Origin of the sequence: Pseudobutyrivibrio sp. JW11, from assembly GCF_900115355.1 — a bacterium.
In the GTDB taxonomy this organism is placed as follows: domain Bacteria; phylum Bacillota; class Clostridia; order Lachnospirales; family Lachnospiraceae; genus Pseudobutyrivibrio; species Pseudobutyrivibrio ruminis.
The window spans coordinates 59,084-84,357 of record NZ_FOWB01000003.1; the positions used below are offsets into that span (position 1 = coordinate 59,084).

Sequence of the window (25,274 nt, forward strand, 5' to 3'; positions counted from 1 at the left end):
ATGAAACTTTCCAAGAGATTTTTAGCGTTTGCCTTGATATTGGCAATCACTTTATTTTGGAAATTAAATAATTGGAATGACAGATACGCAGCAGTAGAAACTTTCCGTGGAGCAGCACTGAATGAGGATGTGCTGTATCCTCTTATGTCCAAAAATCTTAACGATTCAAATCAGCTTAAGATTTTCATCAACGGACAGGAATACTCTAACACACAGAGCTATGCCATTTTGGATGACTCTTTGAATCCAGTTGGATCCTTAGAGTTTATTCGTTCTGTGCTGAAAGGCTCAGCCTTCATGGAGGATGAGTCTGCTGCTTTAGTTCAGATAACAGATAATGTATACGAATACATTTTAGACAATACAACCGCCACAGAAAATGGCGATGAAATAGACCTTTCTATTGCTCCTTCCATGCATTTAGGGGAGCTCTATATTGGCATTGAGGACTTGTGCAAGGCATTTGGCTACGCATATGAATACGATAAGGCTACATACACTGTCAGCATTCAGTATGACAAAGTTCCATCATTGCCTAGAGATTACGATCTTAGAGATGTTAATCGCGTCAGCACAATCAGAAATCAAGGCTCGACTTCTACATGTTGGGCATGTGCTTCATTGGAGGCATTGGAGTCTTCATTGCTACCAGTTCATCAGCATCTTTTCTCAGTAGATTCAATGATAAATGAAAACAGTTTTGACCTTGATCAGTCGGCAGGCGGCAAATACACTATGGCCCTTGCATACTTGCTTTCATGGCAGGGACCAGTGGAGGAGCAGACAGAGGAGAGTGATACTACACCTGCAATTATTTCCAGCTTGACTGGTGAGACTCAGGAAAACCAGATTCACCTTCAGGAGGCTCATTTTTATGATGCAGAAAATCTGGACGAGATAAAGTGGGCAGTATATCAGTACGGTGGCGTTTCTACATCCATTTATGCCAGTGTATCTACATCAAATCTGACAGGTTCTAGCAGCTACAATCGCAGAACCAATTCATACTGCTACACAGGAAATGCAAAGCCAAATCACGATGTGGTTATAATTGGCTGGGACGACGATTATCCAGCATCAAATTTCAGTGAGGATGTTCCTGCAAACGGCGCGTTTATTTGCCAAAACAGCTGGGGCACAGGCTTCGGTGATGATGGTGTTTTCTATATTTCTTACTATGATTCAAATATTGGTAACCAGGCGGTATCTTATGTCAAAATAGATACCAACAATACATACAACTATATTTACCAAAGTGATTTGTGTGGTTGGGTTGGACAGATTGGCTATAGCAAGCAGTGGGCTTATGGTGCCAACACATTCGTGGCTGACGCAGATCAGCAGATTGAGGCAGCAGGCTTTTATGCCCTTGGAACTGACACTAGCTATCAGGTTTATTTTGTTACCAACTACGAAAACACAAGCTCGCTTTCGGAGAAGGAGCTGGTTGCATCAGGCACAGTTTCACAGAAGGGATATTATACTATCAAGTTTAATTCCCCAAAGACTGTAGCAGAGGGGGAAAGCTTTGCAGTAGTTTTATATGTGAATACACCTGATACTGTTCGTCCTTTGGCAGTTGAGTACGTAACTGATTCTATGACTCAGGCAGTGGATATTACTGATGGCAAGGGATTTATCAGTAACAATGGTTTAGATTGGGAGAACGTGGAGGACGTGGTGCAGGCAAATCTTTGCATCAAGGCCTACGCAAATAATGTTGTGGAAGTGTTCGAATAATATGGAACAAAAAGTGATGGGAGCCTTTACGGCTGTTATTTTGGCAATCACCATTTTGATGAGTTGCCTGCTGATTTATGTGCCGAACATGCACATAATCGCTTTACAAGTGGAGGATGAGAAGCTTTCAGGGGGAAGAATATCTGTTATGGATATGCTGCGCTCCAGCGAGGAAGCTTTGCAAGAGGAAAGTGCGGCTACAAGAGATTCTGTTTTGAAGGGGCACCAAATCAGATTAACTTTGCCACAAAACGTTACCAGTGCCAGTGTGAGCATTGATAACATCCACGTAGATAAAACTATCGCAATTACGATAGATGGTATTGGAAAAGATTATTTCAGCAATTATCCTATGCGAGGTGCGTCAAATAACATCGTTGATGTAACCTACGACAGTGAAAATCTGGTAGGTGTAATTGAAATAACTATGGATGATGTTTTGGAAGTTCAGATGACTTCCGAGGATGAATATATTTACTTTGATTTTGTAGATCCACATGAGATTTACGATTATGTAGTGGTAGTGGATGCCGGTCATGGTGGAAATGTTCCAGGTGCCACAAAGCAGGGCGTATATGAAAAGGATTTGAATCTGGACATAGTGCTGGAGCTAAAGAAATTATTTGATAGAACTGATAAAAATATAGGCGTTTATTACACACGTACTGACGACTCCAATCCTTCCTTTGAAAACAGAGTTGGATTGGCCAACGATTCAGAGGCAGATTTATTCCTGTCTGTACATAACAATTCAACTGCATCTGGTAGAATGTCTTCTATCAACGGTACAGAAGTTATGTACGAGGGTGGAGATACCACCGGGGAATCAAAATCATTTTCAACACTTTGCCTTGTGCACCTTTTAAATGAGCTGGGCTCAAAGTCAAAGGGCACGGTAGTGGGCGATGAGGTATATATTATTAGAATGTCAGAGCCACCAGTTGCACTTGTAGAGGTAGGCTTTATGACAAATCAAAAGGAGTTGGATTTGCTGCAGGATTCTGAATATCAGGCAAAGGCTGCAAAGGCTTTGTACGATGCAGTAATTGAATATTTATATTAATTAGTAGAAGGGAATAATTGTAGTGAAAAGAAAAGTGATTTTTGCAACTGGCAATGCCAACAAAATGCGAGAGATTCGCGAGATTCTTGGAGAGGAGGATTTCGAGATTCTTTCAATGAAGGAAGCTGGCATTGATATTGATATCGTGGAGGACGGTGCCACATTTGAGGAAAATTCCTTAATCAAATCTAGAGCAATTGCAGCAGTAGCAAAGGATGCAATTGTGCTTGCTGATGATAGCGGGCTGGAAATCGATGCGCTTAACAAGGAGCCAGGTATTTATTCTGCTAGATATATGGGCGAGGATACATCTTACGATATTAAGAATGCAAATCTTATAGAGCGCCTGGACGGAGTTGAAAAACAGGATAGAAGCGCTAGATTCGTGTGCGCAGTTTCAGCAGTTTTCCCTGATGGAGAGGATGCAGTTGTTCGTGGCACAATCGAGGGCTACATCGGTTGGGAGCCAATGGGCACAAACGGCTTTGGCTACGATCCTATTTTTTATCTGTGGGACAAGGATGTTAGTACAGCAAGCCTTTCACCAGAGGATAAAAATGCTATAAGCCACAGAGGCCAGGCTCTTAGAATGATAAAGGAAGTTATTTATAAGCATGAAAATATTAGTTGTTAGTGATACACATGGCAGATCGGAAAATCTTCGTGATGCCATTCACATAGAAAATCCAGACAGAATCTATCACCTGGGTGATGGGCAGGGGGTGGAGGATAATCTTTGGATGATGTCGGAAGCTCCTGCAGAATGTGTCTGTGGAAATTGTGATTGGGGGACAAATCTCCCAAATGAAGTTGTACTTGAGGTAGGAAAGCATGTGATTATGCTTACTCATGGACATTATTACGGTGTAAATTATGGCTACGAAAGAATAGCTGAGGCTGCCAGAAATAAGGGCTGTGATGTAGTACTTTATGGCCATACCCATGTACCAACAATCGACCATTACGAGGATTTGATTATAGCAAATCCTGGCAGTATTGCATTCCCAAGACAAAATAGTCGTGAACACACTTATATGACAATTATGGTGGATAATGATGGTGAGTTTACTATGAACTTACATTCATTAGAGGAATACGATAGAACACATGGAAATTAAGATTATCATTGATGGAGAAACTCCACAAAAAGAGCATATCTTGATGTCAGACGAACCAATCAAGTTCGTAGACGCAATGGAGCAGCTTGGACTGAGCTTTTATCGCCCATGCGGTGGAATAGGCAAATGTCTGAGTTGCAACATTCAATTTCTTTATGGCGCACCACAGATGACCTCTGCAGATGAAAAGGCTCTAGATTTTTCAGATATGAGAGCCGGCTGGAGAGTTGGCTGTAAGTGCGTTATCACAAAGGACTGCAAAATTCAGGTCCCAGCATCATTGGCAGGTGAAATTACATCAGTTCTTGCAGACGAAGTTGCAGAAGATGAAGCTATTGATAAGAACAATATTGGTATTGCAGTGGATGTAGGCACAACTACTCTTGCTACAGCTATCATTGACTTATCCACAGGTAAAATTCTGCGTCAGCGTAACTGTACTAATTCTCAGGCTAAATTTGGTGCTGATGTTATGAGCAGAGTAAAGGCGGCCATGGAAGGTCATGGAGAAGATTTAAAGAATTGTATTCGCAAGGATTTGACCGATTTAGGAAACAAAATCCTTGGCGAAGATTTCCTTATGCACAAGGTTGTTTTCTGTGGAAATACCGTTATGACACATTTGCTCCTGGGATACACTGTTGATGGCCTGGCCCAGTATCCATTTATTCCATACACACTTGATAGTGTTAGTTTTGTGGAAAAAGGTCGCAATATTTTCTTTATGCCGTCGATAAGTGCCTTCGTTGGTGGAGATATTGTTTCAGGATTGTTTTATTTGGCAATGCAAGCAAAGAAGAATAATAAAGCACAGGATAAATTCCTACTTGTAGATTTGGGAACAAATGCTGAGCTTGTATTGTTTGATGGAGAAAACTATTGGTGCTCATCCGCGTCCGCCGGTCCTGCTTTAGAAGGTGCATCCCTTAGCTGTGGAGTGGCTTCTGTTCGAGGAGCAATTAATCATTTGAGTATCAATAAAGGTAAATGCACATACACGACCATAGGCGGAGAGCAGCCTATAGGAATTTGCGGAAGCGGTATTATCGACCTTGTTCACGAGCTTCATCGAAATAAGATAATAGACGATGGTGGTTTACTGTTGGATGAGTACTGCGAAAGCGGATATCCGGTGGCTGATGGTGTGTCAATTACTGGAGAGGATATTCAGCAGGTGCTGCTTGCCAAATCAGCAGTTCATTCAGCTATTCAACTTTTAGTGCAGGAGGCTGGTTTGACCATGGAGGATATCGACCATTTATATGTGGCAGGAGGCCTTGGTGCATCTGCAAGTGTATGGTCGGCTGCAGATATTGGATTGATTCCAAGGGAATTGGCATCCAAATATGAATCTGTGGGAAATACTGCATTGCTTGGTGGAATAGAATATATCCTTAACGGGGATGAAGATATTCTTAACGAGATAAAAGAAAAATCCAAGGTAGTCATATTAAATGACAACCCTGGATTCGAAAAACTTTTTTTAGAAAATCTAATGCTTAATTAAAGCTGTTCGCCATTGAGCATTAAAAGGTCTTCAGGATCAATAGGTACGCAAAGACATTTTTTGCCATCTACATAGGCTGTTGTAACATCAGCAGCCTTTGTTTCTGAAACCTTAACAACGATATCAGCTTCTTTACCATCTGCTGTTACGCCGCTAACTTCTTTAAGCTGCTTTGTAAGATCTACAACTCTTTCCTTAAGAACATTTTTTTCTACACGAAGCTCGTTATTCTTAAGAGCTTTTTCATCAAGGATTTCTTCTGCAAGTGGAAGAGCCTCCTCAAAATAGTTCTCGAAATTAGCCTGAACCTTTTCAACCTTCATATCTGAAAGACCAGAATCTGTGAGGATGTTTGCAACGTCCTGTGCCTCAAGAATGATTGGCTCTTCAGGGCCGAGACGCTCTGTTTCAACAGTGATGAAATCAGAAAGATTCTGCTGAATATCAAGCTTTGTCTCGATTGTATCTTCTGTTTCCTCACCAAGAACCTGGTTAAGCATATTGTCGAATGCGTTCTTCTTCTGAGTAGAAGTTTTTTTGGTGCCACAGCCGATGCAGTTTTCCCAGAACTCTACGTGAGGCTCCTTTGTGTTCTTTGTGTATGCTAAGCATGCATGTAAGTCAGTAGTACGCTCTGTAAAGCATGGGAATGTAAATGCTGTATCAACAGGACCAACAACCCAGTCTCGGTCTCTTGCACCGATGCGGTTTTCCTGCTCACGATATCCAAGGCCTGGCTTAGAAAGCTGAACAGGACAGATAGCGCAGATGATATAGTCATAAACTTCCTCTGATTCATCAAGCTTTAAATCGTCTGATGTCTTTACAGGAATATCGTACGTGTCGTGATATAAAAGGATTAAGAAGTTTCCAACAAAATCGTATGATTCAATGATGCGATTGTAGTATTCAATGAGAAGCTTCTCATCCTGAAGACGTGATTCACGAAGTCTCATAAGTAAATCGTGACCGCTTCCTTCGATTTCTGATTCTGGATCAAATGGAAGCTCTAAAAGATTGTTTCCGATTGTACCAGACATTGCTTTGTTGGCAATTTCAAGGTACTTATGAAACTCCTCATCCTCAAGATTAAGGAATGTCTCCTTGAAGGTAAGAACCATTTCTTTGTTTGCATCTACATAGCAACCAACCATTTTATCGAAGTTACATGCATCCTTCTTAAAACGGCGCTTTATTTCATTTACTTCTTTTTTATTCATTTAACTCTAACTCCTGTCTTTAATGTAACGACTCTATTATATGTTTCAAAAAATTAGATAGCAAGACTTGACGTTTTTGATTTGAAGTACCTTTTGCCATATAGGGGTTGACATTGAATTGTCAAATAACTATACTTTAACACAATAAAGGGGAACAATTATGTCACGTTCATTTGTAATCAACAACAATAATAATAACAATAATAATTCCGTGAATAATAATCAGGGGATTTAATTTTATTGTGTTGATGAGATTTGAAGATTGTTTCAATAAGTAAGAATTAGACAGCCTCATCAAGCGCAAGTTTGATGGGGCTTATTTAATGCCAAAAAGTATTAAGTTTTAAGGAGAAAGAATATGAGCGTTAAAACAACAGACGTAAGAACACTTTCAAGAAATTTTAAAGACTACGATGGCAAGGAAGTTACAGTAGCTGGATGGGTACGCAACATGCGTGACTCAAAGACATTCGGTTTCTTAGTACTTGCTGATGGTACATTCTTCAACCCAGTACAGGTTGTATTTAATCAGGACAAAATCGACAACTTCGATGAGGTTTGTCATTTAAATGTTGGTGCAGCAGTATACGTTACAGGTACTGTAGTTGTTACACCAGAGGCAAAGCAGCCATTTGAGATTCAGGCAACAAAGGTTGATATCGAAGGAAAGTCTACACCAGATTATCCAATTCAGCCAAAGAGACACACAATGGAATACCTTCGTACACAGACACATCTTCGTCCACGTACAAACACATTCCAGGCTGTATTCAGAGTTCGTTCTCTTTGCGCATATGCTATTCACAAGTTCTTCCAGGAGCGTGATTTCGTATATGTACACACACCACTTATCACAGGTTCTGACTGCGAGGGCGCTGGTGAGATGTTCCAGGTTACAACAATGGACCTTAACAACATCCCTAAGACAGAGGATGGCAAGGTAGATTTCTCACAGGATTTCTTTGGCCACGCTACAAACCTTACAGTTTCAGGTCAGTTAAATGGTGAGACATATGCTCAGGCATTCAAGAACATCTACACATTTGGACCTACATTCCGTGCAGAGAACTCAAACACAACTCGTCATGCAGCAGAGTTTTGGATGATTGAGCCAGAGATTTCATTTGCAGATCTTGAGGATGACATGATCCTTGCAGAGGATATGTTAAAGTACGTTATCAACTACGTTCTTGAGCATGCTCCAGAGGAGATGGAGTTCTTCAACAACTTCATCGACAAGGGACTTCTTGATAGACTTCATCACGTTGCCAATTCTGATTTCGGCCGCATCACATACACAGATGCAGTTGCAGAGCTTGAGAAGCACAACGATGAATTCGATTACAAGGTATCTTGGGGCTGTGACTTACAGACAGAGCACGAGAGATACCTCACAGAAAAGATTTTTGGCAAGCCAGTATTCGTTACAGATTATCCAAAGGAAATCAAGGCTTTCTATATGAAGCTCAACGAAGACGGCAAGACAGTTGCAGCTATGGATTGCCTCGTTCCAGGTATCGGAGAAATCATCGGTGGTTCTCAGCGTGAGGACGACTACGATGTACTTCTTAAGAGAATGCAGGAATGTGGCCTCAAGGAAGAAGATTACCAGTTCTACCTTGACCTTCGTAAATACGGTAGCTCTCGCCACGCCGGCTTCGGACTCGGCTTCGAGCGCTGCGTAATGTATCTCACAGGCATGGGTAACATCCGCGACGTTATCCCATTCCCACGTACCGTAGGTAATTGTGACCTTTAATTTTCACTAGACTAGGAGGAGAATATGAGCAAGATTTACATCCCAGATGGGTATGCTTCGGCACTTGATTTAAAAGAGACACAGATAGCTATTAAGAAGGTGAAGGATTTTTTCCAGGCACAGCTTACAGCAGAGCTTAATTTACATCGTGTAACAGCTCCACTTTTTGTTGAGCCTGAGTCAGGACTTAACGATAATCTTAATGGCGTTGAGCGCCCGGTTGCTTTCGGCGTAAAGGAGCAGGGAGACAAAGAAGTTGAAGTTGTTCATTCACTTGCTAAATGGAAGAGAATGGCACTTGGTAGATACGGCTTTAATGTCGGTGAAGGCCTTTACACTGATATGAATGCTATCCGCAGGGATGAAGATACTGACAACATTCACTCTATTTATGTAGACCAGTGGGATTGGGAGTGCATCATAGAGAAATCTGCTCGTACTGAAGAGACTCTTAAGAAATATGTTAAGAGCGTATATGCAGCTCTTCGTGTGACTGAGAAATACATTGCTAATTCTTATGATTATGTTCAGTGCATCTTGCCTGAGGAGATTCATTTTATCACTACTCAGGAGCTAGAGGATAGATGGCCAAATCTTACTCCTAGCCAGCGTGAGTACGAAGCAGCCAAGGAATACGGTGCAATCTTCCTTATGAAGATTGGTGATTTACTTAAGTCGGGGGAGAAGCACGACGGTCGTGCTCCTGATTACGATGATTGGCAGCTTAACGGAGATATTATCGTTTACTATCCAGTTGATGACATTTCACTTGAGCTTTCATCAATGGGAATCAGAGTAGATGAAGATAGTCTTAAGAGTCAGCTTGAAAAGTCTGGTTGCACAGACAGAGCAAGTCTTCCATTCCAGAAGGCAATTTTAGAGAAGAAGCTTCCATATACAATCGGTGGTGGTATCGGCCAGAGCCGTATCTGTATGTTCTTCTTACGCAAGTGTCACATCGGCGAGGTACAGTGTTCATTCTGGCCTGAAGAGGACGTAAAATATGCTAGTGACAAGGGTGTTGTTATTCTGTAGACGGAAATTTTCTCAAGAGTGTCTTTCCGTGGCAAACAAAATCCTTTACATTTACAAAAAAATATCGTAGAATATACTTCGGCTCTCAGGTAATGGGGGCCGATTTTTTGCGAAAATAATATTTTTTATGTAACCCTTTACTTTAAGACTTTAGTGTGCTACAGTAATAGTGTAATAATTTTAGTTTTATAGGCGGGGATTTTACAGGAGTAGTTATAAAAATGAATAAAAAACTTGAAACAGCAGAAATGGATGAGCTTCTTCGTGCTATACTTAGCCTAGAGACAGTTGAAGAAGCATACGAATTTTTTGAAGATTTATGTACTGTAAATGAGATGGTAGCAATGAAGCAGCGCTTCGAGGTTGCTAAGATGCTCAGAGAGGAAAGAACATATCAGGATATCGCTGACGAAACGGGTGCTAGTTCTGCAACTATCAGCCGTGTTAATCGTGCGCTTAATTATGGTAATGACGGATATGATTTAGTACTTAAAAGAATTGGTCAGTAGAGTTATTTATTAGATGAGCTAGGATTTATTCCTAGCTCATTTTTTTTGTGTTGCAACTATGGTATTATATTATGTAGTTTTTGAAACTATGTGATGAAAAATATAGGAGTATTGGAAATGGACAATTCTAGAAAAAGACTTAACGAAATATTACATCAGCTGGCAGAAATCGATTATGTTCATCCAGAGGATATACCTAATATAGATTTATACATGGATCAGGTGCTTACTTTCCTGGATCAGGAGCTTGGTACTGTTCGCGAGGCAACAGAAGACAAGGCTATGACTAAAACCATGATTAACAACTATACCAAGAATCAGATTTTGCCTTCCCCGGAGAAAAAGAAGTATTCAAGGGATCACATGCTGAATCTGATTTTCATTTATTATCTTAAAAACTTTCTATCTATGAAGGAGATTAAGAACATCCTGGACCCTATCAACACTCGCTATTTTGGCTCAAAGGAAGGGCTTGGTTTCTACGATATTTATTCAGCTATGGTAGGCTACGAAAGCAAGGTTGCTTCCGATGTTACAAAGGATATTATCCGCAAATACAACATCAGTAAACAGGCCTTTGCTGATCAGGACGAAGAATCTCGTGCAGAATTACAGGAGTTCACTTTCATTTGTGAGCTTGCTTTCGATGTGTTTGTCAAGAAGATGATGATAGAGCAGTACTTGGCTCAAAGAGAGGACAAGCCACAGACAAAGGAAGAAAGTTCTCAAGAAAATCCAATGTAATCTTTGGGATTTTATAGCTAGAATAGTTCTGATGTGATAGAATAAATCAGAACAAATTTTCGAAAATATATCATGCAATAAAGGATATTTTATGTTATGGATTTAAGTATGTTAAACGACAAGCAGCGTGAGGGCGTTGAGACTATCAATGGTCCCGTTCTTATCTTGGCTGGCGCTGGTTCAGGCAAGACAAGAGTGCTTACACACCGCGTTGCTTATTTAATAGAGCAGGGTGTGATGCCATACAATATCATGGCTATCACCTTCACTAACAAAGCTGCAAGGGAGATGAGGGAGCGTATTGATAATATCGTTGGCTTCGGTTCAGACGGTGTGTGGGTTGCCACTTTCCATGCCAGCTGTGTTCGTATCCTCCGCAGGTTCTGCGAGAATCTTGGCCAGGGATACACTAGCAATTTCACAATTTACGATACAGACGATTGCAAGACTTTGATGAAGGAAGTTTGCAAGTATCTTCAGATTGATACAAAGCAGTTTAAGGAACGCACATTTTTAAATGTAATTTCCGATGCTAAAAACAAGCTTATCACTCCAGAAGAATTCACTAACCGCGCCATGGGAGATTTCAATATGTCCCGTCAGGCCACAGTATATCGTGAGTATCAGGCTCGTCTTCGTCAAAACAATGCATTCGATTTCGACGATTTGATTATGAAGACAGTAGAGCTTCTCCGTTTGGATGGGGATGTTCGTGCATATTATAATGACAAATTCAAATACATCATGGTAGACGAGTATCAGGATACCAACGCAGCCCAATTCGAGTTGGTCCGTCTTCTTATCGGCGGCCAGCAGAATCTTTGTGTAGTTGGTGATGACGACCAGTCTATCTACAAGTTCCGTGGTGCAGATATTTACAATATTTTGAACTTTGAGCAGCACTTCCCAAGCGCTCATGTTATCAAGCTTGAGCAAAACTATCGAAGCACTGGAAATATTCTAAACGCTGCCAATGCCGTCATTGCTAATAATGAAGGCCGAAAGGAAAAGGCCCTTTGGACAGAGGCTGAGGATGGAGACAAAATCCAGTTTCAGCAGTTTGACAGTGCATACGAGGAAGCCAGCTATATCGCTAGCAATATTGGCTCAGTTGTACGCAGAGGTGAGGCTGATTATCGTGATTGTGCCGTGCTTTATCGTACCAATGCCCAGTCACGTCTTATAGAAGAAAAAATGATTTACGAGGGCATCCCATACAAAATCGTTGGTGGTGTAAACTTCTACAGCCGTAAGGAAATCAAGGATGTTCTCGCTTACTTAAAGACAGTTGATAATGGTAATGACGATATTGCAGTTCAGCGTATTATCAATATTCCAAAACGTGGAATCGGCGCTACCACTATTACAAAGGTTTCAGATTATGCTAGGGAGCATGGTTTGAATTTCTACGAAGCACTTTTACATGCAAACGATATTCCATCTATTGGAAAGGCTGCCAGCAAAATAATGGGCTTCACAGACCTTATTGAAAAGCTTAAAAGAATCGCTGTTGAGGAATCAGTATCTGCATTGGTAGAGGAAATCCTTGATCAGACAGACTATGTTGCAGAGCTTAAGGCAGAGGGTACAGACGAGGCAAAGGCTCGTATTGAAAATATCGACGAGTTACTTACAAAGGCAGTTGCTTACGAAAAGGATGCCAGGGATGATGGCGAGGAGCCTTCACTTTCTGGATTCTTGGAGGATGTTGCACTTGTTGCAGATATAGATAGCTACGAGGAGAGCGACAACTACGTTGTACTTATGACTCTTCATGGTGCAAAGGGATTGGAGTTCCCATACGTATACATGGCCGGCATGGAGGATGGTTTATTCCCAGGGCAGGCAGCTATTTTTGACGGTGGCGGAGCCGATTCTGAGCTTGAGGAAGAGCGCCGTTTGGCATACGTAGGTATCACACGTGCTAAGCAGCACCTCACTATGACAAGCGCTCGCATGCGTATGATTCGTGGCGAGACCCAGTTCCATAAGATTTCCAGATTTGTTAAGGAAATCCCTGATGAACTTGTTAAGGGCAATCTGTGGGAGCCAAAGCCAATGGATGACTACTCTAGCACTCCAATCGGAGAGTATTCAGTATATCAGCGTCCTACAGGCAAGGGACCTACTATAGCCACAAGCTACGGCTCTAGAAACGAATCAGTTAGAAATACATACAGTTCTAACGTATATACGGTAGGAAGCTCTACCACAGCTGTTGCCAATAAAAATGGCACTAAAATCGAAAAGACTACATTGGATTATGGCATAGGCGATAGAGTAAGCCATATCAAATTTAAGGAAGGTACAGTAAAGGATATCATCGATGAAGGCCGTGACTACGAGGTTACAGTGGACTTCGATGGCGTAGGCATCAAGAAAATGTTTGCATCCTTTGCAAAATTAAAGAAAGTATGAAACGTGGAGAAATAGTACAGGGAAAAGTTGTAAAAGTATCTTTTCCAAACAAAGGAATAATGGAGACCGCAGAAGGCGACAAGCTCAGAGTGAAGGGCGTGTTGCCTGGCCAGACTGTGTCAGTTCGTGTAAAGAAATCTTCAAAGGAAAAGGCACAGGGAAATCTTCTTTCAGTGGATGCACCATCACCACTTGAAATGGACACACCAGCATGTGTTCACTTTGGAAAGTGTGGCGGCTGTACCTATCAGTCACTTTCATATGAAAATCAGCTTTCAATTAAAGAGGGCATGATTCACGATTTGATGGCACCAGTTATTGGTGAGGATGTTTGGACAGCCACTTACGAAGGCATCAAATCCAGCCCAAAGCAGTTTGAATACCGCAACAAAATGGAGTTCTCATTTGGAGACGAGGTAAAGGATGGTCCACTTACCCTTGGTATGCATAAAAAGGGCAGCTTCTATGATGTTGTCACTGTAGATGGATGTCAGATTATCGATGCTGATATGCGTCGCGTCCTTACAATGACTCTTGAGTATTTTACAAAGGCAGGACAGCCATACTACCGCAAGAATACACATGAGGGTTATCTTCGTCATTTGCTTGTCCGTAAGGCAGCCAAAACAGGCGAAATCCTCATAGACTTAGTTACAAGCACACAGATATCATCTCTCTACGAGATTGCTCTTTTAGCAGGCTGGAAGGACGCTCTTGTAAGTTGCACTGAGTGGGACGGCAAAATTGCTGGAATCCTTCACACAAAGAATGATAGAGAAGCAGATGTAGTTGCAGATGAAGGCACGGAAATCCTTTATGGCCAGAGCTGGTTCAAGGAGGAGTTACTTGGACTTTCATTTACCATCACACCATTTTCATTCTTCCAGACAAATTCACTGGGAGCAGAGGTGCTTTACAGCACAGCTCGTGATTTTATATCTACAGGCGCTGATGGAGCAGAGGTTTATGATCTTTATTCAGGTACAGGCACCATCGCTCAGGTTATCGCACCTGCAGCTAAGCATGTAACTGGTGTAGAAATTATCGCAGAGGCAGTTGAGGCAGCAAAGGAAAACGCCAAGCTCAATGGCCTTGAAAACTGTGATTTCATCGCAGGCGATGTACTTAAGGTCCTTGATGACATCACAGAAAAGCCAGACTACATCATCCTGGATCCACCTCGTGATGGTATCCATCCAAAGGCTCTCGATAAAATCATCGACTACGGTGTAGATTCACTAGTCTACATCTCATGCAAGCCTACAAGCCTTGCCCGTGACCTTGAGGTATTCTTGGCCCGCGGCTACAAAGTAACACGTCTTGCATGTGTAGATATGTTCCCTGGAACTTATCATGTGGAGACGTGCGTACTTTTGTCCAAACTTTCTGGTGCAGAAAACCACGTAGAATTCAACGTTTCAGGTGATGAGTTGGAGACTACAACAGCAGAAAGTAAAGCGACATATCAACAGATAAAAGATTGGGTTCAAAAAGAGTGTGGCTTAACTGTTTCATCTCTGAACATAGCCCAAGTAAAGCGCGCTAATGGAATAATAGAGCGCGAATGCTATAATGAACCAAAATCTGAAGACAGTAGACAGCCAGGCTGCCCAGAAGAAAAGTGGAAGGCCATTGAAGAGGCTCTGAAGTATTTTCAGATGATATAAAAAATAAGAGGAAGTGATATTATTTCATCACTTCCTTTTATTGTGCAAAGATATCTATAATCTGGATTATTTTCTCTTTGTCACTATCATTACATTTACTTAGTTTGTTTATTATTTCTTGACTTATTATAGTAGAGGTTGAGTTTAGTTGGTCAGCAAGTAGATAGTCTACTGATACGTTGAGTGCATTTGCAATAGCTAATAATACATTCAATGAAAGTTTGGTATAGGAATTCTCTATGTTACTGATGTGCGAAGTATTACAGCCTACGTAATCGGCTAGGTTTTCTTGTGTTAAGCCTTTTTCTATGCGCAAGTTCTTTATTTTTTTTCCTAATTCTTCATAGTTTATTTCTGTTAACAATATAACACCTCTTGCCTATATAAGTATTTTATATAGTGATTGTAAAGACATCTTTTTGATGATAGAATCACTTGTATAAGTAAAATATACTTATATAGACAATTATGAGGGGATAAGTAAAGAGAAAATTAACAAATGAAAAAGAAAGTCATAATACCGGTATTAGCAATTCTTGTGTTAATTTTGGTACTTCACAATTTGATACTATATTCTGTGGGAATAATAGCAATTGAAAATGAGAACTATGGCCTAAGTGAAAAGTTATTACAGATTGTATATAACCAAGATTCTTCTTATCGGAATGTAAATGTTTTATTAAAATATAGTTCCGCCAAAATGAAATATGGTGATGGCGATATAAGCAGTTCTGAGTTAGAAAAAGTATATGATATTGTTTCTGCCATTGATGGAAATTATAAGGGCGATAATCATGAAGATGTTGTTTCATTTAGGAATCGTATTATAGATACTCGAACTCAAATCCGAGAAAAAACTCTTAAAGAAGAGGATGAAAAATATAGAACTACGGTTAGAGAAGCAATTAATGATTGCCCTCTAGTAATAAATAAAGTAATTCTTTCAGAAAATATGATTGGAAGAACACAAGTATCATTAAGCTGCTCTAACAAGGCTGCCAAAACTATAGATGAATTTGATGCAGAAATATACTGTTATGATAAGTTTGGGGAACCAGTAAAGAAAAGTATTAATAAAGATAATGTACTTCATGTTAGTTGTCAAAACACAATTTCTGAAAATGGTTTTTTAGATGGTAACGATTATTATTGGGATACTTATGGGTATGAAAATGCAAGTATTTTTATACCGTATATTATAAAAATTCATTATACAGATGGTGAGGAATGGAGGTTAGATGAGGACTTAAAAGACGGGATTCAAGAACATGCAGATTTAAAAGCGAAAGGAGAAAGATATTAATGAAAAAGAATATTTCAATTATTCTAATAATGATGATATGTATATTGTCATTTGTTGCATGTGGTGGGCAGAACACAAAGGTATATAATGCCGTAAAAGAAGAAATTAAGGGAAATTTAAAAGATGAAAAATCTGCTAAATTTGCATCGATTAACGATGTTTTAATTATTGACGAAAATGGTACATATTATGTGCTGGGTTCTGTCGAAGGAAAAAATTCATTTGGAGTTATGGTAAGTAACTATTACGAGGCCTATGTTACCCCAAATGATGGTAAGTATACGGTAGATGAAGTGAATTATTTAGATGATTCTCAATATGAATCATTGTATGAAATGTATTCATCAAAAGCTGAGAGAACCAAAAATGGTGAATCGATGCTGTCTAACGATGAATTGGAGCAAGAACTTAAGAATCAGGATTTATATGTGACAAGTACTTCTATAACTAAAAAAGAAGATTTATATTTAGCTTCAGGCGATATGATATCTGCAGTTATTAAGAATAATTCAAATTTAAATATTTCTGAGGCTGTTATTGCTTTTGCGGCATGGGATAGTAACAATCTTCCATTAAAACTAAAAGGTAGTGTTGATATTAACGATGCTACTTATATAAAAGAAGTTAATTACTCTAACATAAATATGACACCAGGAAGTACATACGGAGAGGATTCCGGATTTGAGTTAGATTCTGACATACATCCAGCTAAAGCTAGAGCTATAGTCGTATCTTACGAAACAACAGATGGTACAAAATGGACAAACCCATATTATCTAGATTTTATTGAGGCAAATAAGGGAAAAGAGTATTAAAAAAAATAGAGGAGGATGTATTGTTATGATAAATCATAATCAAGCTATAGAATTAGAGCAAATAGTTAGAAAGTTATACAAATGTGACCGTGGCGGGGTGTCACGTTTAGTGAATGCTGATATTTTTGAATCTAGCCCAATTGATGCTGCCAAGTTAGTGATTTCGTATATATATGCAAAAGACTTAAATGAAACTGATGATCAATATGCTTCCTTTATTGATCAATATGCAGTTAAATTTGCGGTAGCAGATGAAATAGTTGATGCAGAGCAGTATATTGATGAGTTGTTAGAAATTGTTAATAGGTATTGTAAGTAAAAATACCAATAAGGAATTATAGAAAAAGAATGGCGAGGGCATTTAGCTCTCGCTATTTTTCTCTTTACGCTCCTTTAGTCGCTTAACTTTGCGGTTGTTCTTTTTTGATTTGAGCATATCTTTATATTTCTTTGATCTGTGCATAAGCTTTTTGAAAATGTTGTATTCTTCTGGAGTAACAGCATTTGGATTAATTCCGCTAGTAGAACAGAAGGAGTTGAAGAAAATTTTAGCAACATCCTCGTCAGGGTCTTCCTCTGTGATTTGTGGCACAGGGATATTTCCAAGAATCAAATCTTTCAAAGTAGTGTCGGTGGCAGTTTCAGAATCTTTTTTATGAGCTTCTCTAAGGTCGTCCAAGATAGGAGAAAGCTCAGTGTTGATTCTGTTTATAAAGTAGTTTTTTTCTTCTACATGGTTTGCTTCTAACAATGCAGCAAAAATATCATCTCTGTCAGGTTTTAGCTTTTTAACTATCTTTTCATGATGGGCATTCATTACAGCCTGAATAGCCTGAAAATCCTGTCCAGCTATTCCATCAATATAGATTTCTATGTCAGCAAGCACATCCTTAAACCCAGGATGAGAAATAAGTTCACACAGAAGTCTGTTATTCAATTCCTTATTCTTTAGAATTTCAAGAGTCCTGTCATCTAAGTCTAATTCAGATACATCTTTTGTAGCGTTGGTTCTGGAACTACTTCTATCAAATAAATAATCCAGAGAAACATTGTAGAAATCAGCAAGTTGGACTAAGGCTAAATGTGGAATTCCTTTAGTATCATCATTTTCATATTCACTGAGAGTGGAGTGTGGAATTCCAGTTGCTTTTTCTACGTCAACTAAATATAGATTTCTTTCTTCTCTTAAATCTTTCAATCTTTCTTGAAGAGTCACATGTGTTTTCAATTTGTATTCCCCCTTAAGAACATCTTAATCAAAGTATAGCAGTTTGAAGCCATAGTTAAAACTATAGTAGAAACGTTGAGTCCGAAATCTCGGAATAAATATTAATATGAAAAATAATCCTACATTTCGGATATACGGGAGAGGGCTTTCTAAAATGGCATACTCACATCATGAAAACTGAATGAGCATTCCAAATAGATACTATTTCGGGGAAGTCAAGCGATGAAAAGATGATGAGCGGACCAAGGATAGAATACGACACAGCGCCAGCGGAGGTTGCCTGTCAGGAACTGGTTTGGGGAGATGACGAGAGAAAAGATTTTAAGGTTTTTGCTTTTTGTAATGAGCAAATGATTGGCCGTCAGAATGAACTGGCGGCTTTTGATTTGCCCATTACTTCCAAAATCTGAGCGCGAGATTTTGGAACATAAAGAAATTTCAAAGACTCCATTCAGGGCAAAGATGGAGAATTTGAGATTTCTTTGCGGGGTCTGGGGCGGTTAACCCCAGCCCAGTTATATGTACGCTAGCGACATATAGTACTGGGTATTCTTTGTCGCACATAGCCACTACTGGCTTTGAACGGGATGGACCCTCGCAGCAGCAAATTAAAAAAATGGTTTTTAAACAAAGGAGGAAAAACGTTATGAGAGCTTCAAGGCATAATGGTCGAGCTGGAAAGAATGGTTCTTATAATCCTAAGCATAATGATAGAGAGTTCAATGTAGATTTGTCAGAAGATATCAATGAAGAAATGACTCCTTACAATGTATATTGGAATTGTATTGATAGAATTCCTATTCAGCACAAAGACAGAGATGAGCATTGGCATTCATTTACTGAAGTTGAAAAAGGCTTCTACGCTTTACTTTATAAGGATTACCTGGAAGGTCAAAATGCTAGACATATAGCAAGCCGACATAAGGAAAGATGTAGAATAATGGATGATCTTAGAACAAATAAAATGACATGTCCAGAAGAAACGGTTTATCAAATTGGTAACATCGATGGCACTGTAGAGTATGGAGTTTTATTGGAAGTTGCAGCAGAGTTTTTTAACACTATTCAAGAACGTTACGGAGATCATGTTCATATTTTGAACTGGTCGCTTCATCTTGATGAGTCCACTCCACACATTCATGAGCGTCATGTTTTTGATGTTATAAACAAGTATGGTGAGAGACAGCCTAAGCAGGAACAGGCATTAAAGGAAATGGGATTTGAACTACCCGACCCAAGCAAAAAGCAGGGAAAGTTTAATAATAGAAAGATGTCCTATGATGCAGAATGTCGAAAGCTGTTTCTTGAAATCTGCCATAAACATGGGCTTCAGATAGAGGAAGAACCTATTTATGGTGGTAAGCAGTATCTTGAAAAGAAAGAATTCATTATTGAGAAGCTTAACGCAAATTATAAAGAACTTCAGGAAAAGTTCCAGAAAATGGATGCTATGTACAATGATGTTATTGCAGAGAATGAGAAGCTTACAGCAATCAATGAAAAGCTTGAAATTAAAATTGAAGATATGGAGAGCCTTGTAAAGGAAGTGTCTGATATTGCATACGATAAGGCATGTGAGACTATCGTAGATGAAATTGTAGATAGAGTTCGAACTGAGGAAAATGATGAAATCGAGAAATACAAACGCTGGATATCTTCGGAAAAATGCAAAGTGCCAAGTAAAGCTAAGCCATTAATCATAAAGCATCTTGAGGGAGTAAATAATTTGCTTATAAGGATGAGGGATAAGGTTGTTGATAGGATTAAGACATCTCTTAAATCAATAGAAAAGAAAAAAGAGTTGGCTAATCAGGTTGTTAATGCAGCTCGACCTAGCATAGTTGAGAAGCTCAAAAAGAGACAGGCTGAGATTGATTCTATTGAAAGAAAAACAATTAATCCCAAAGAAAGATCAGTAAAAAGGGAGGAAAGTCGATGAGTGTATTTGAATTAGTAAAAGCAAATGTAACTGTTTATGATGTGGCAGTTGCTGAAGGATTAAATCCATCTAGAAACAAGCTGATTTGTTGTCCTTTCCATAATGATAGGCATCCAAGTATGAAGGTCGATAAAAGGTTTTATTGTTTTTCCTGTGGTGAAAAAGGAGATGTGATTGATTTTGTTGGAAAGCTTTATGGTCTGGGACCTAAGGATGCAGCTGAAAAGATTGCGGCGGATTTTGGATTATCTATGGAAGAGGATTCTTCTAAAGTAAAGGAGTATAGAAGACAGAAATCTGAGCAACAGCTTTATTCAGAAAAAAAGAGAAAGCTTATGCAATCACTTTCGCATTTGATGGAGCAGCTTCAGATTTTAAAAACTTCATATCGTCCCAGAGAGGAACAGGATTCTACATGGAGTCCTGTTTTTTCTTTTGCAGTAAATAAATATGAATACGTTTCTTATCTATATGATTATGCAATGTTCGAGGTTATGGACTCACAACTAAAAGATGAAATAGATAGCTTACTTCAGGAGGTAGAAAAGATTGAACGAGATTATGACAACCAAATTAACGGAAGAGATACAAGAAATGCTGGAAAAAACGGAGAAGGGATGGCCAGTTAGCACTATTGATAATGCAGCAATCATTTTGCGAGAGGATTCACTATTCAAAGACAATATTCGTGAGAATATGTTCCGAGAGAGAATAGAGCTTAAAGGGGATATGCCATGGAACAGAACTGGCATAGATGTAACGGACAAGGATGAGATTCACATCAGATACTACATTGAAATGTTCTATCATTACAATAGTGAGAAAAGGATTAGAGAGGCATTACAGATTGTGGCCACTGAGAATCAGTATCATCCAGTAAGAGATTACTTAAATAATCTGTACTGGGATGGTACGCCAAGAATTCGTTATGCATTGAATCATTTCTTAGGTGCCGAGATTTCTGATTATCATTATGAATGCTTAAAGTTGTTCTTACTTGGTGCTATAAATAGAGTCTTTAGACCAGGCTGCAAGTTCGAATACATGCTTTGTCTTGTTGGAGGACAGGGGGCTGGTAAATCTACTTTTGCTAGATTTCTTGCATCAAAAGATATGTGGTTTTCAGATGATTTAAAGAGGCTAGATGATGAAAAGGTTTATGAGCATTTGGTAGGGCATTGGATTTGTGAGATGGCGGAGATGATTCCTATTTTAAATACTCGTTTTATTGAGTCCACCAAAGCATTCCTAAGTAAGCAGTTTGACAACTATCGTGTGCCTTATGGAGTAAGAGCCGAGGATAGACCAAGGCAGTGTGTGTTTGTAGGAACATCAAATGTAATCAACTTCTTACCATTAGATAGAAGTGGTAACAGACGTTTCCTGCCTGTTATGTGTGATGCAGCGAAAGCTGAGGTTCATATCTTAGAGGATGAGAAAGAATCGCGTCATTACATTGAACAAATGTGGGCTGAGGCGATGGTGCTCTATAGGGAAGGAAAAGATAAGCTGAAGCTTCCTAAGGAAATTGAAAAGGATTTGGCAGAGTACCAGCGCCCATTTATGCAAGAGGACACATGGACAGGCTTGATTCAGGAATGGCTTGAACATACCAATAATGACTTGGTTTGCGTGCAGCAGATATACAACGAGGCCTTGAATGAATTTGGAAAGCCTAGAAATAGTGTGGCACGTGAGATAGGCCTGATAATGAATGGAACAATCACCGGATGGAAGCCTTATCCAAATCCGCGAAACATTCCTAAATATGGAAAACAACGTGGATGGATGCGAGTGGAAACAAACTCTGGAAACAAAGAGGAAACTTTTATTCCAGTGGATGGCACTCAGATGGAAATACCTTTTGATTAGCCTATTTACTGGGCTTTTGAGGGTTTGATTTTTTGTAACTTAATGAGAATAGAAAAGTTTTTAATCTGTTTCCAGACTTTGTTTCCATGGTTTGAAAGCAGTTTTTTTATTGGAGGATTAACGATGGTAACTGAGATTGAAATTAAGGATGATATGCAGATACTTGCAGATTTTATGTATTCAATGATTTTAAAGTATAGCGATAAGGTTGATTTGGACAGCTTGCCTGATCCAGAAGTTCTTTTTCTTATGCAGGACATAAGAAAGTTTATTAAGCTTTCGGCAGAGAAACGTAACGAAGAAAAAGATTTGTTTGATATTGAATACGTTTTGTTTACATGATAATATGTTCGTGTAAACGAAAATGATAGAATTCGGAAAGGCGGACAGTTGTTGTGACAATAACTGAAAGAATTTTTTTTCTTATAAAAGAGCGTGGTTTAAGTCAGAATGCATTTGGCAAAGCTGCGGGAATAGCACCTAGCACAATCAGTGATTGGAAGAGAAAAGGGCATAATCCTTCCGCTGATAAGATTATGGATATATGCAGAGTATTAGAAGTATCACCGGAGGCTCTTCTTACTGGTAAAGGTATAGATGAGACTGAGGTTAAGGAGACTAAGGTGGATTATAAGGAAAAGCAGCTTTTAATGGAATATGAAGGTTTAAATGAGGATGCCCAGAAGAGACTGTTGACCTATGCGAAGAAGCTGGGTGAACTGACGAAAATGGAGGATTTAACATGGGAAAAATGATGAAAGATACAATACATGCAAATGGTAAGGAAATTCGCATGTACACAATGGATTTTGAGAATGATTTTATTTCACTTACTGATATAGCTAAATATAAAAGTGATGATGCAAATGCTACGATATGTAATTGGATGAGAACTCGAGAAACAATTGAATTCTTGGGATTGTGGGAGCGGTTGCATAATACTGATTTTAAACCCCTCGAATTCGAGGGGTTTAGAGGTGAGGCAGGACTGCATGCTTTTACAATGTCACCAACAAAGTGGATACAAGGTGTAAATGCTATAGGTATAGTTTCAAAGGCTGGTCGATATGGTGGAACATACGCACATTCAGACATTGCGCTTGAATTTGCATCATGGATTTCCGCTGAATTTAAACTGTATATTATAAAAGATTACAAACGTATAAAGAAAGATGAAAATAGCAAATTATCTCTTAACTGGAATTTAAATCGTGAAATTGCAAGGATTAACTATCGCATACATACAGACGCAATAAAAGATAACCTAATCCCACCAGAACTTACACCGGAGCAGATTTCATTTAAATATGCTAGTGAAGCAGATCTTCTTAATGTTGCATTATTTGGTATGACAGCGAAACAATGGAGAGATTCCAATAAAGATAAAAAGGGCAACATGCGAGATTTTGCAAGCCTTAATCAATTGCTCGTACTTGCAAATATGGAAAGCTATAACGCTATTTTAATTGAGCAGGGGAAGCCTCAATCAGAAAGACTGGTTCTCCTTAGACAGCTTGTAGTTAAACAAATGCAAACATTGGAATATGTAAATAACGAGGGGCTTAAGCGTTTACCTGGAGCTTCGGTTAATGAAGACAAATAGCTTGGGAGGTATTATGACAAAAGAAAAGACAAAAGTTTATATTTACACTCGTGTTTCAACAGCAATGCAGATAGATGGCTATTCATTAGAGGCACAGAAGACCAGAATGAAAGGCTTCTGTGCTTACAATGAGTACGAGATTGCTGGGGAATATGAGGATGCAGGAAAGTCAGGCAAATCCACTGTGGATCGCCTGGCTTTTAATAAAATGATTGAAGATATAAAAGCAGGAAAGGATGATGTGAGGTTTGTTCTTGTATTTAAACTTTCAAGATTTGGTAGAAATGCTGCGGATGTTCTGTCTACACTTCAAGTAATGCAAGACTTTGGCGTTGACCTTATATGTGTAGAGGATGGAATAGATTCATCAAAAGATGCAGGTAAACTAATGATATCTGTTTTATCAGCTGTAGCTGAAATTGAGCGTGAAAACATTAGAGCTCAAACAATGGAAGGTAGAATGCAAAAGGCTAGAGAAGGAAAATGGAATGGAGGAATGGCTCCATATGGTTACAAGCTAGTGGATGGAAATCTAGTTATTAATGAGGAAGAAGCGGAAGTTATTAGACAGATTTTTGAAGTATATGTCAATACAACACATGGACCTTCAGGTGTAGCAAAGTATCTTTCAAATCATGGAATAAAGAAGGTAAAAAGGCGTGATTGGGAAAACGAATACTTCAGCGAACATACAATTCGTCTTATTCTACAAAATCCTGTTTACATTGGAAAGATTGCATTTGGTAGAAGAAAAACTCAAAAAGTTAAAGGTACTCGTAATGAATATCAGATAGTTAATTCTGATGATTATATTACTGCTGATGGAGCACATGAAGCTATTGTTTCTGAAGATTTGTGGGAGGCTGCCAATGCCAAGATGAAAAAGCGTTCTCATAAATATAGTCGTGTTAATAAGCCAAAAGAAGAAAGAACGCATCTTCTTACAGGAATAGTGAAATGCCCGATATGTGGAACAGGATTGTACGCTAACAAGGCAACTAAGAAAAAAGCCGATGGAACATTCTACAAGGATTTCTATTATTATTCTTGCAAGCACAGAAAAAAGGATAGAGGTCATGTATGCACATATAGAAAGCAGATAAATGAAGAATTACTTGATGCAGCAGTTATTGAGTCTATAATTCGAATGACACAAAGCAGAAAATTCGCCCAGGAAATAAAAAGAAAGATAAAGGCGGAGGTTGATACTACTGAATTGGATAAAGAAATAAAAGAATTAAAAGCCCAGCTCAGAAAGTGTTACAACAGAAAAGAGGCTATCAATAATGATATAGATTCTTTAGATGTTGAGGATAAGCATTATTCAAGACGCAAAAATGATCTCGAGTGTAGTTTGTATAAAATCTATGATAAGATTGATAGGACAGAAGAACTGCTATTAGCTGCTCAGGCAAAACGTCAGGCAATTATAGCAAATAAAGTATCAGCTGATAATGTATACAAGGCATTGGTTTATTTTGATAAGTACGTTGTTGATATGACTGATGCAGAGTGCAGAGAGTTCATCACCCAACTTATAGAGAAGGTTGAGGTTTATGAAGAGAGACAGCCAGATGGAAAGTGGATTAAGGATATTAAGTTTAAGATTCCAATGATCAACAATGAGACACTTTTTGGTTTGGACAATTTAAATCAGCTTGAGACTGTAGCTCTTCTGTCCCAGTAAAAACCAGATGATCATATAAAACTATGCGCTCGCAACCCAATTTAACA

25 protein-coding genes are annotated in these 25,274 nt (G+C 39.0%); 22 read left to right on the plus strand and 3 right to left on the minus strand.

What is annotated here, in order from left to right:
- From BM102_RS04125 to BM102_RS04145, 5 genes are read left to right on the plus strand one after another with little or no spacing between them, the layout of a single operon-like run.
- Complete coding sequence (locus BM102_RS04125) at positions 1-1,740, plus strand: lectin like domain-containing protein (protein ID WP_090479181.1); 1,740 nt, start codon at positions 1-3, stop codon at positions 1,738-1,740.
- A 1-nt stretch (position 1,741) separates the two neighbouring features.
- On the plus strand, positions 1,742-2,803 hold the full coding sequence (locus BM102_RS04130; RefSeq protein WP_090479183.1) for an N-acetylmuramoyl-L-alanine amidase family protein: 1,062 nt from the start codon (positions 1,742-1,744) through the stop codon (positions 2,801-2,803).
- A 22-nt stretch (positions 2,804-2,825) separates the two neighbouring features.
- Positions 2,826-3,437, plus strand: a complete 612-nt coding sequence (rdgB, locus tag BM102_RS04135) for an RdgB/HAM1 family non-canonical purine NTP pyrophosphatase (protein WP_033153331.1) — start codon at positions 2,826-2,828, stop codon at positions 3,435-3,437.
- The gene (locus BM102_RS04140; protein WP_044937016.1) at positions 3,418-3,921 is read left to right on the plus strand and encodes a metallophosphoesterase family protein; all 504 of its coding nucleotides are present in this window, start codon (positions 3,418-3,420) and stop codon (positions 3,919-3,921) included. Before rdgB ends, BM102_RS04140 begins: the two co-directional genes overlap by 20 nt.
- Positions 3,911-5,428 carry an ASKHA domain-containing protein gene (locus BM102_RS04145; RefSeq protein ID WP_090479186.1) on the plus strand — a complete coding sequence of 506 codons (1,518 nt, stop codon included), beginning with the start codon at positions 3,911-3,913 and terminating at the stop codon, positions 5,426-5,428. Before BM102_RS04140 ends, BM102_RS04145 begins: the two co-directional genes overlap by 11 nt.
- Here the strand turns inward: BM102_RS04145 and BM102_RS04150 are convergent.
- Positions 5,425-6,648, minus strand: a complete 1,224-nt coding sequence (locus BM102_RS04150; protein WP_044937024.1) for a DUF4317 domain-containing protein — start codon at positions 6,646-6,648, stop codon at positions 5,425-5,427. The genes BM102_RS04145 and BM102_RS04150 overlap by 4 nt on opposite strands.
- Before the next feature lie 358 nt (positions 6,649-7,006).
- On the opposite strand from BM102_RS04150, the gene asnS reads away from it, so the two are divergent.
- The 6 genes from asnS to rlmD all read left to right on the plus strand — a co-directional run bounded on the left by asnS (position 7,007) and on the right by rlmD (position 14,780).
- On the plus strand, positions 7,007-8,407 hold the full coding sequence (gene asnS, locus BM102_RS04155) for an asparagine--tRNA ligase (protein ID WP_033153339.1): 1,401 nt from the start codon (positions 7,007-7,009) through the stop codon (positions 8,405-8,407).
- 24 nt (positions 8,408-8,431) lie between these two features.
- Complete coding sequence (asnA, locus tag BM102_RS04160) at positions 8,432-9,442, plus strand: aspartate--ammonia ligase (RefSeq protein WP_090479188.1); 1,011 nt, start codon at positions 8,432-8,434, stop codon at positions 9,440-9,442.
- Positions 9,443-9,663: 221 nt separating this feature from the next.
- The gene (locus BM102_RS04165) at positions 9,664-9,951 is read left to right on the plus strand and encodes a YerC/YecD family TrpR-related protein (protein WP_033153343.1); all 288 of its coding nucleotides are present in this window, start codon (positions 9,664-9,666) and stop codon (positions 9,949-9,951) included.
- A gap of 117 nt (positions 9,952-10,068) precedes the next feature.
- On the plus strand, positions 10,069-10,695 hold the full coding sequence (locus BM102_RS04170; protein WP_074788633.1) for a DUF1836 domain-containing protein: 627 nt from the start codon (positions 10,069-10,071) through the stop codon (positions 10,693-10,695).
- 96 nt (positions 10,696-10,791) lie between these two features.
- Positions 10,792-13,113, plus strand: coding sequence for an ATP-dependent helicase (locus tag BM102_RS04175; RefSeq protein ID WP_090479191.1), 2,322 nt, complete (start codon positions 10,792-10,794; stop codon positions 13,111-13,113).
- Positions 13,110-14,780 (plus strand): 23S rRNA (uracil(1939)-C(5))-methyltransferase RlmD, encoded by a 1,671-nt coding sequence (rlmD, locus tag BM102_RS04180; RefSeq protein WP_090479194.1) that lies wholly within the window; start codon positions 13,110-13,112, stop codon positions 14,778-14,780. The genes BM102_RS04175 and rlmD overlap by 4 nt, the downstream gene beginning before the upstream one ends.
- Before the next feature lie 37 nt (positions 14,781-14,817).
- Here rlmD and BM102_RS04185 read toward each other — a convergent pair whose 3' ends face one another.
- The gene (locus tag BM102_RS04185) at positions 14,818-15,144 is read right to left on the minus strand and encodes a helix-turn-helix domain-containing protein (protein ID WP_177194898.1); all 327 of its coding nucleotides are present in this window, start codon (positions 15,142-15,144) and stop codon (positions 14,818-14,820) included.
- Positions 15,145-15,279: 135 nt separating this feature from the next.
- Between BM102_RS04185 and BM102_RS04190 the strand changes: the two genes are divergently transcribed.
- The 3 genes from BM102_RS04190 to BM102_RS04200 are packed head-to-tail and all read left to right on the plus strand — an operon-like array spanning position 15,280 to position 17,217.
- Positions 15,280-16,083 (plus strand): hypothetical protein, encoded by an 804-nt coding sequence (locus BM102_RS04190; protein ID WP_090479199.1) that lies wholly within the window; start codon positions 15,280-15,282, stop codon positions 16,081-16,083.
- Complete coding sequence (locus BM102_RS04195) at positions 16,083-16,898, plus strand: DUF5780 domain-containing protein (RefSeq protein WP_090479200.1); 816 nt, start codon at positions 16,083-16,085, stop codon at positions 16,896-16,898. The genes BM102_RS04190 and BM102_RS04195 overlap by 1 nt, the downstream gene beginning before the upstream one ends.
- A 25-nt stretch (positions 16,899-16,923) precedes the next feature.
- Positions 16,924-17,217, plus strand: a complete 294-nt coding sequence (locus BM102_RS04200; protein WP_090479204.1) for a hypothetical protein — start codon at positions 16,924-16,926, stop codon at positions 17,215-17,217.
- 42 nt (positions 17,218-17,259) lie between these two features.
- On the opposite strand, the gene BM102_RS04205 is transcribed toward BM102_RS04200, so the two are convergent.
- On the minus strand, positions 17,260-18,126 hold the full coding sequence (locus BM102_RS04205; protein WP_090479207.1) for a helix-turn-helix domain-containing protein: 867 nt from the start codon (positions 18,124-18,126) through the stop codon (positions 17,260-17,262).
- Positions 18,127-18,359: 233 nt separating this feature from the next.
- On the opposite strand from BM102_RS04205, the gene BM102_RS14250 reads away from it, so the two are divergent.
- The 8 genes from BM102_RS14250 to BM102_RS04245 all read left to right on the plus strand — a co-directional run bounded on the left by BM102_RS14250 (position 18,360) and on the right by BM102_RS04245 (position 25,227).
- Complete coding sequence (locus tag BM102_RS14250) at positions 18,360-18,536, plus strand: hypothetical protein (protein WP_177194899.1); 177 nt, start codon at positions 18,360-18,362, stop codon at positions 18,534-18,536.
- A 236-nt stretch (positions 18,537-18,772) separates the two neighbouring features.
- Positions 18,773-20,065: a hypothetical protein gene (locus BM102_RS04215; RefSeq protein ID WP_090479214.1), complete on the plus strand. Its 1,293-nt coding sequence runs from the start codon at positions 18,773-18,775 to the stop codon at positions 20,063-20,065.
- A complete protein-coding gene (locus BM102_RS04220) occupies positions 20,062-20,694 on the plus strand; it encodes a CHC2 zinc finger domain-containing protein (protein ID WP_090479217.1) in 633 nt (210 codons plus the stop codon). Before BM102_RS04215 ends, BM102_RS04220 begins: the two co-directional genes overlap by 4 nt.
- Complete coding sequence (locus tag BM102_RS04225) at positions 20,615-21,937, plus strand: virulence-associated E family protein (RefSeq protein ID WP_242942900.1); 1,323 nt, start codon at positions 20,615-20,617, stop codon at positions 21,935-21,937. The genes BM102_RS04220 and BM102_RS04225 overlap by 80 nt, the downstream gene beginning before the upstream one ends.
- A 123-nt stretch (positions 21,938-22,060) precedes the next feature.
- Positions 22,061-22,279: a hypothetical protein gene (locus tag BM102_RS04230; RefSeq protein ID WP_090479222.1), complete on the plus strand. Its 219-nt coding sequence runs from the start codon at positions 22,061-22,063 to the stop codon at positions 22,277-22,279.
- Between the two features lie 53 nt (positions 22,280-22,332).
- Complete coding sequence (locus BM102_RS04235) at positions 22,333-22,692, plus strand: helix-turn-helix domain-containing protein (RefSeq protein WP_090479225.1); 360 nt, start codon at positions 22,333-22,335, stop codon at positions 22,690-22,692.
- Positions 22,680-23,540 (plus strand): KilA-N domain-containing protein, encoded by an 861-nt coding sequence (locus BM102_RS04240; RefSeq protein WP_090479228.1) that lies wholly within the window; start codon positions 22,680-22,682, stop codon positions 23,538-23,540. The genes BM102_RS04235 and BM102_RS04240 overlap by 13 nt, the downstream gene beginning before the upstream one ends.
- 13 nt (positions 23,541-23,553) lie before the next feature.
- A complete protein-coding gene (locus tag BM102_RS04245) occupies positions 23,554-25,227 on the plus strand; it encodes a recombinase family protein (protein ID WP_090479643.1) in 1,674 nt (557 codons plus the stop codon).
- Positions 25,228-25,274: the final 47 nt, after the last annotated feature.

Excerpts from the sequence above, each read along its gene's own strand:
- BM102_RS04125 (WP_090479181.1), top strand. The coding sequence starts at position 1 with ATGAAACTTTCCAAGAGATTTTTAGCGTTTGCCTTGATATTGGCAATC.
- BM102_RS04130 (WP_090479183.1), top strand. The coding sequence starts at position 1,742 with ATGGAACAAAAAGTGATGGGAGCCTTTACGGCTGTTATTTTGGCAATC.
- BM102_RS04140 (WP_044937016.1), top strand. The coding sequence starts at position 3,418 with ATGAAAATATTAGTTGTTAGTGATACACATGGCAGATCGGAAAATCTT.
- BM102_RS04145 (WP_090479186.1), top strand. The coding sequence starts at position 3,911 with ATGGAAATTAAGATTATCATTGATGGAGAAACTCCACAAAAAGAGCAT.
- BM102_RS04150 (WP_044937024.1), bottom strand. The coding sequence starts at position 6,648 with ATGAATAAAAAAGAAGTAAATGAAATAAAGCGCCGTTTTAAGAAGGAT.
- asnS (WP_033153339.1), top strand. The coding sequence starts at position 7,007 with ATGAGCGTTAAAACAACAGACGTAAGAACACTTTCAAGAAATTTTAAA.
- asnA (WP_090479188.1), top strand. The coding sequence starts at position 8,432 with ATGAGCAAGATTTACATCCCAGATGGGTATGCTTCGGCACTTGATTTA.
- BM102_RS04165 (WP_033153343.1), top strand. The coding sequence starts at position 9,664 with ATGAATAAAAAACTTGAAACAGCAGAAATGGATGAGCTTCTTCGTGCT.
- BM102_RS04170 (WP_074788633.1), top strand. The coding sequence starts at position 10,069 with ATGGACAATTCTAGAAAAAGACTTAACGAAATATTACATCAGCTGGCA.
- BM102_RS04175 (WP_090479191.1), top strand. The coding sequence starts at position 10,792 with ATGGATTTAAGTATGTTAAACGACAAGCAGCGTGAGGGCGTTGAGACT.
- rlmD (WP_090479194.1), top strand. The coding sequence starts at position 13,110 with ATGAAACGTGGAGAAATAGTACAGGGAAAAGTTGTAAAAGTATCTTTT.
- BM102_RS04190 (WP_090479199.1), top strand. The coding sequence starts at position 15,280 with ATGAAAAAGAAAGTCATAATACCGGTATTAGCAATTCTTGTGTTAATT.
- BM102_RS04195 (WP_090479200.1), top strand. The coding sequence starts at position 16,083 with ATGAAAAAGAATATTTCAATTATTCTAATAATGATGATATGTATATTG.
- BM102_RS04200 (WP_090479204.1), top strand. The coding sequence starts at position 16,924 with ATGATAAATCATAATCAAGCTATAGAATTAGAGCAAATAGTTAGAAAG.
- BM102_RS14250 (WP_177194899.1), top strand. The coding sequence starts at position 18,360 with ATGAGCGGACCAAGGATAGAATACGACACAGCGCCAGCGGAGGTTGCC.
- BM102_RS04215 (WP_090479214.1), top strand. The coding sequence starts at position 18,773 with ATGAGAGCTTCAAGGCATAATGGTCGAGCTGGAAAGAATGGTTCTTAT.
- BM102_RS04220 (WP_090479217.1), top strand. The coding sequence starts at position 20,062 with ATGAGTGTATTTGAATTAGTAAAAGCAAATGTAACTGTTTATGATGTG.
- BM102_RS04230 (WP_090479222.1), top strand. The coding sequence starts at position 22,061 with ATGGTAACTGAGATTGAAATTAAGGATGATATGCAGATACTTGCAGAT.
- BM102_RS04240 (WP_090479228.1), top strand. The coding sequence starts at position 22,680 with ATGGGAAAAATGATGAAAGATACAATACATGCAAATGGTAAGGAAATT.
- BM102_RS04245 (WP_090479643.1), top strand. The coding sequence starts at position 23,554 with ATGACAAAAGAAAAGACAAAAGTTTATATTTACACTCGTGTTTCAACA.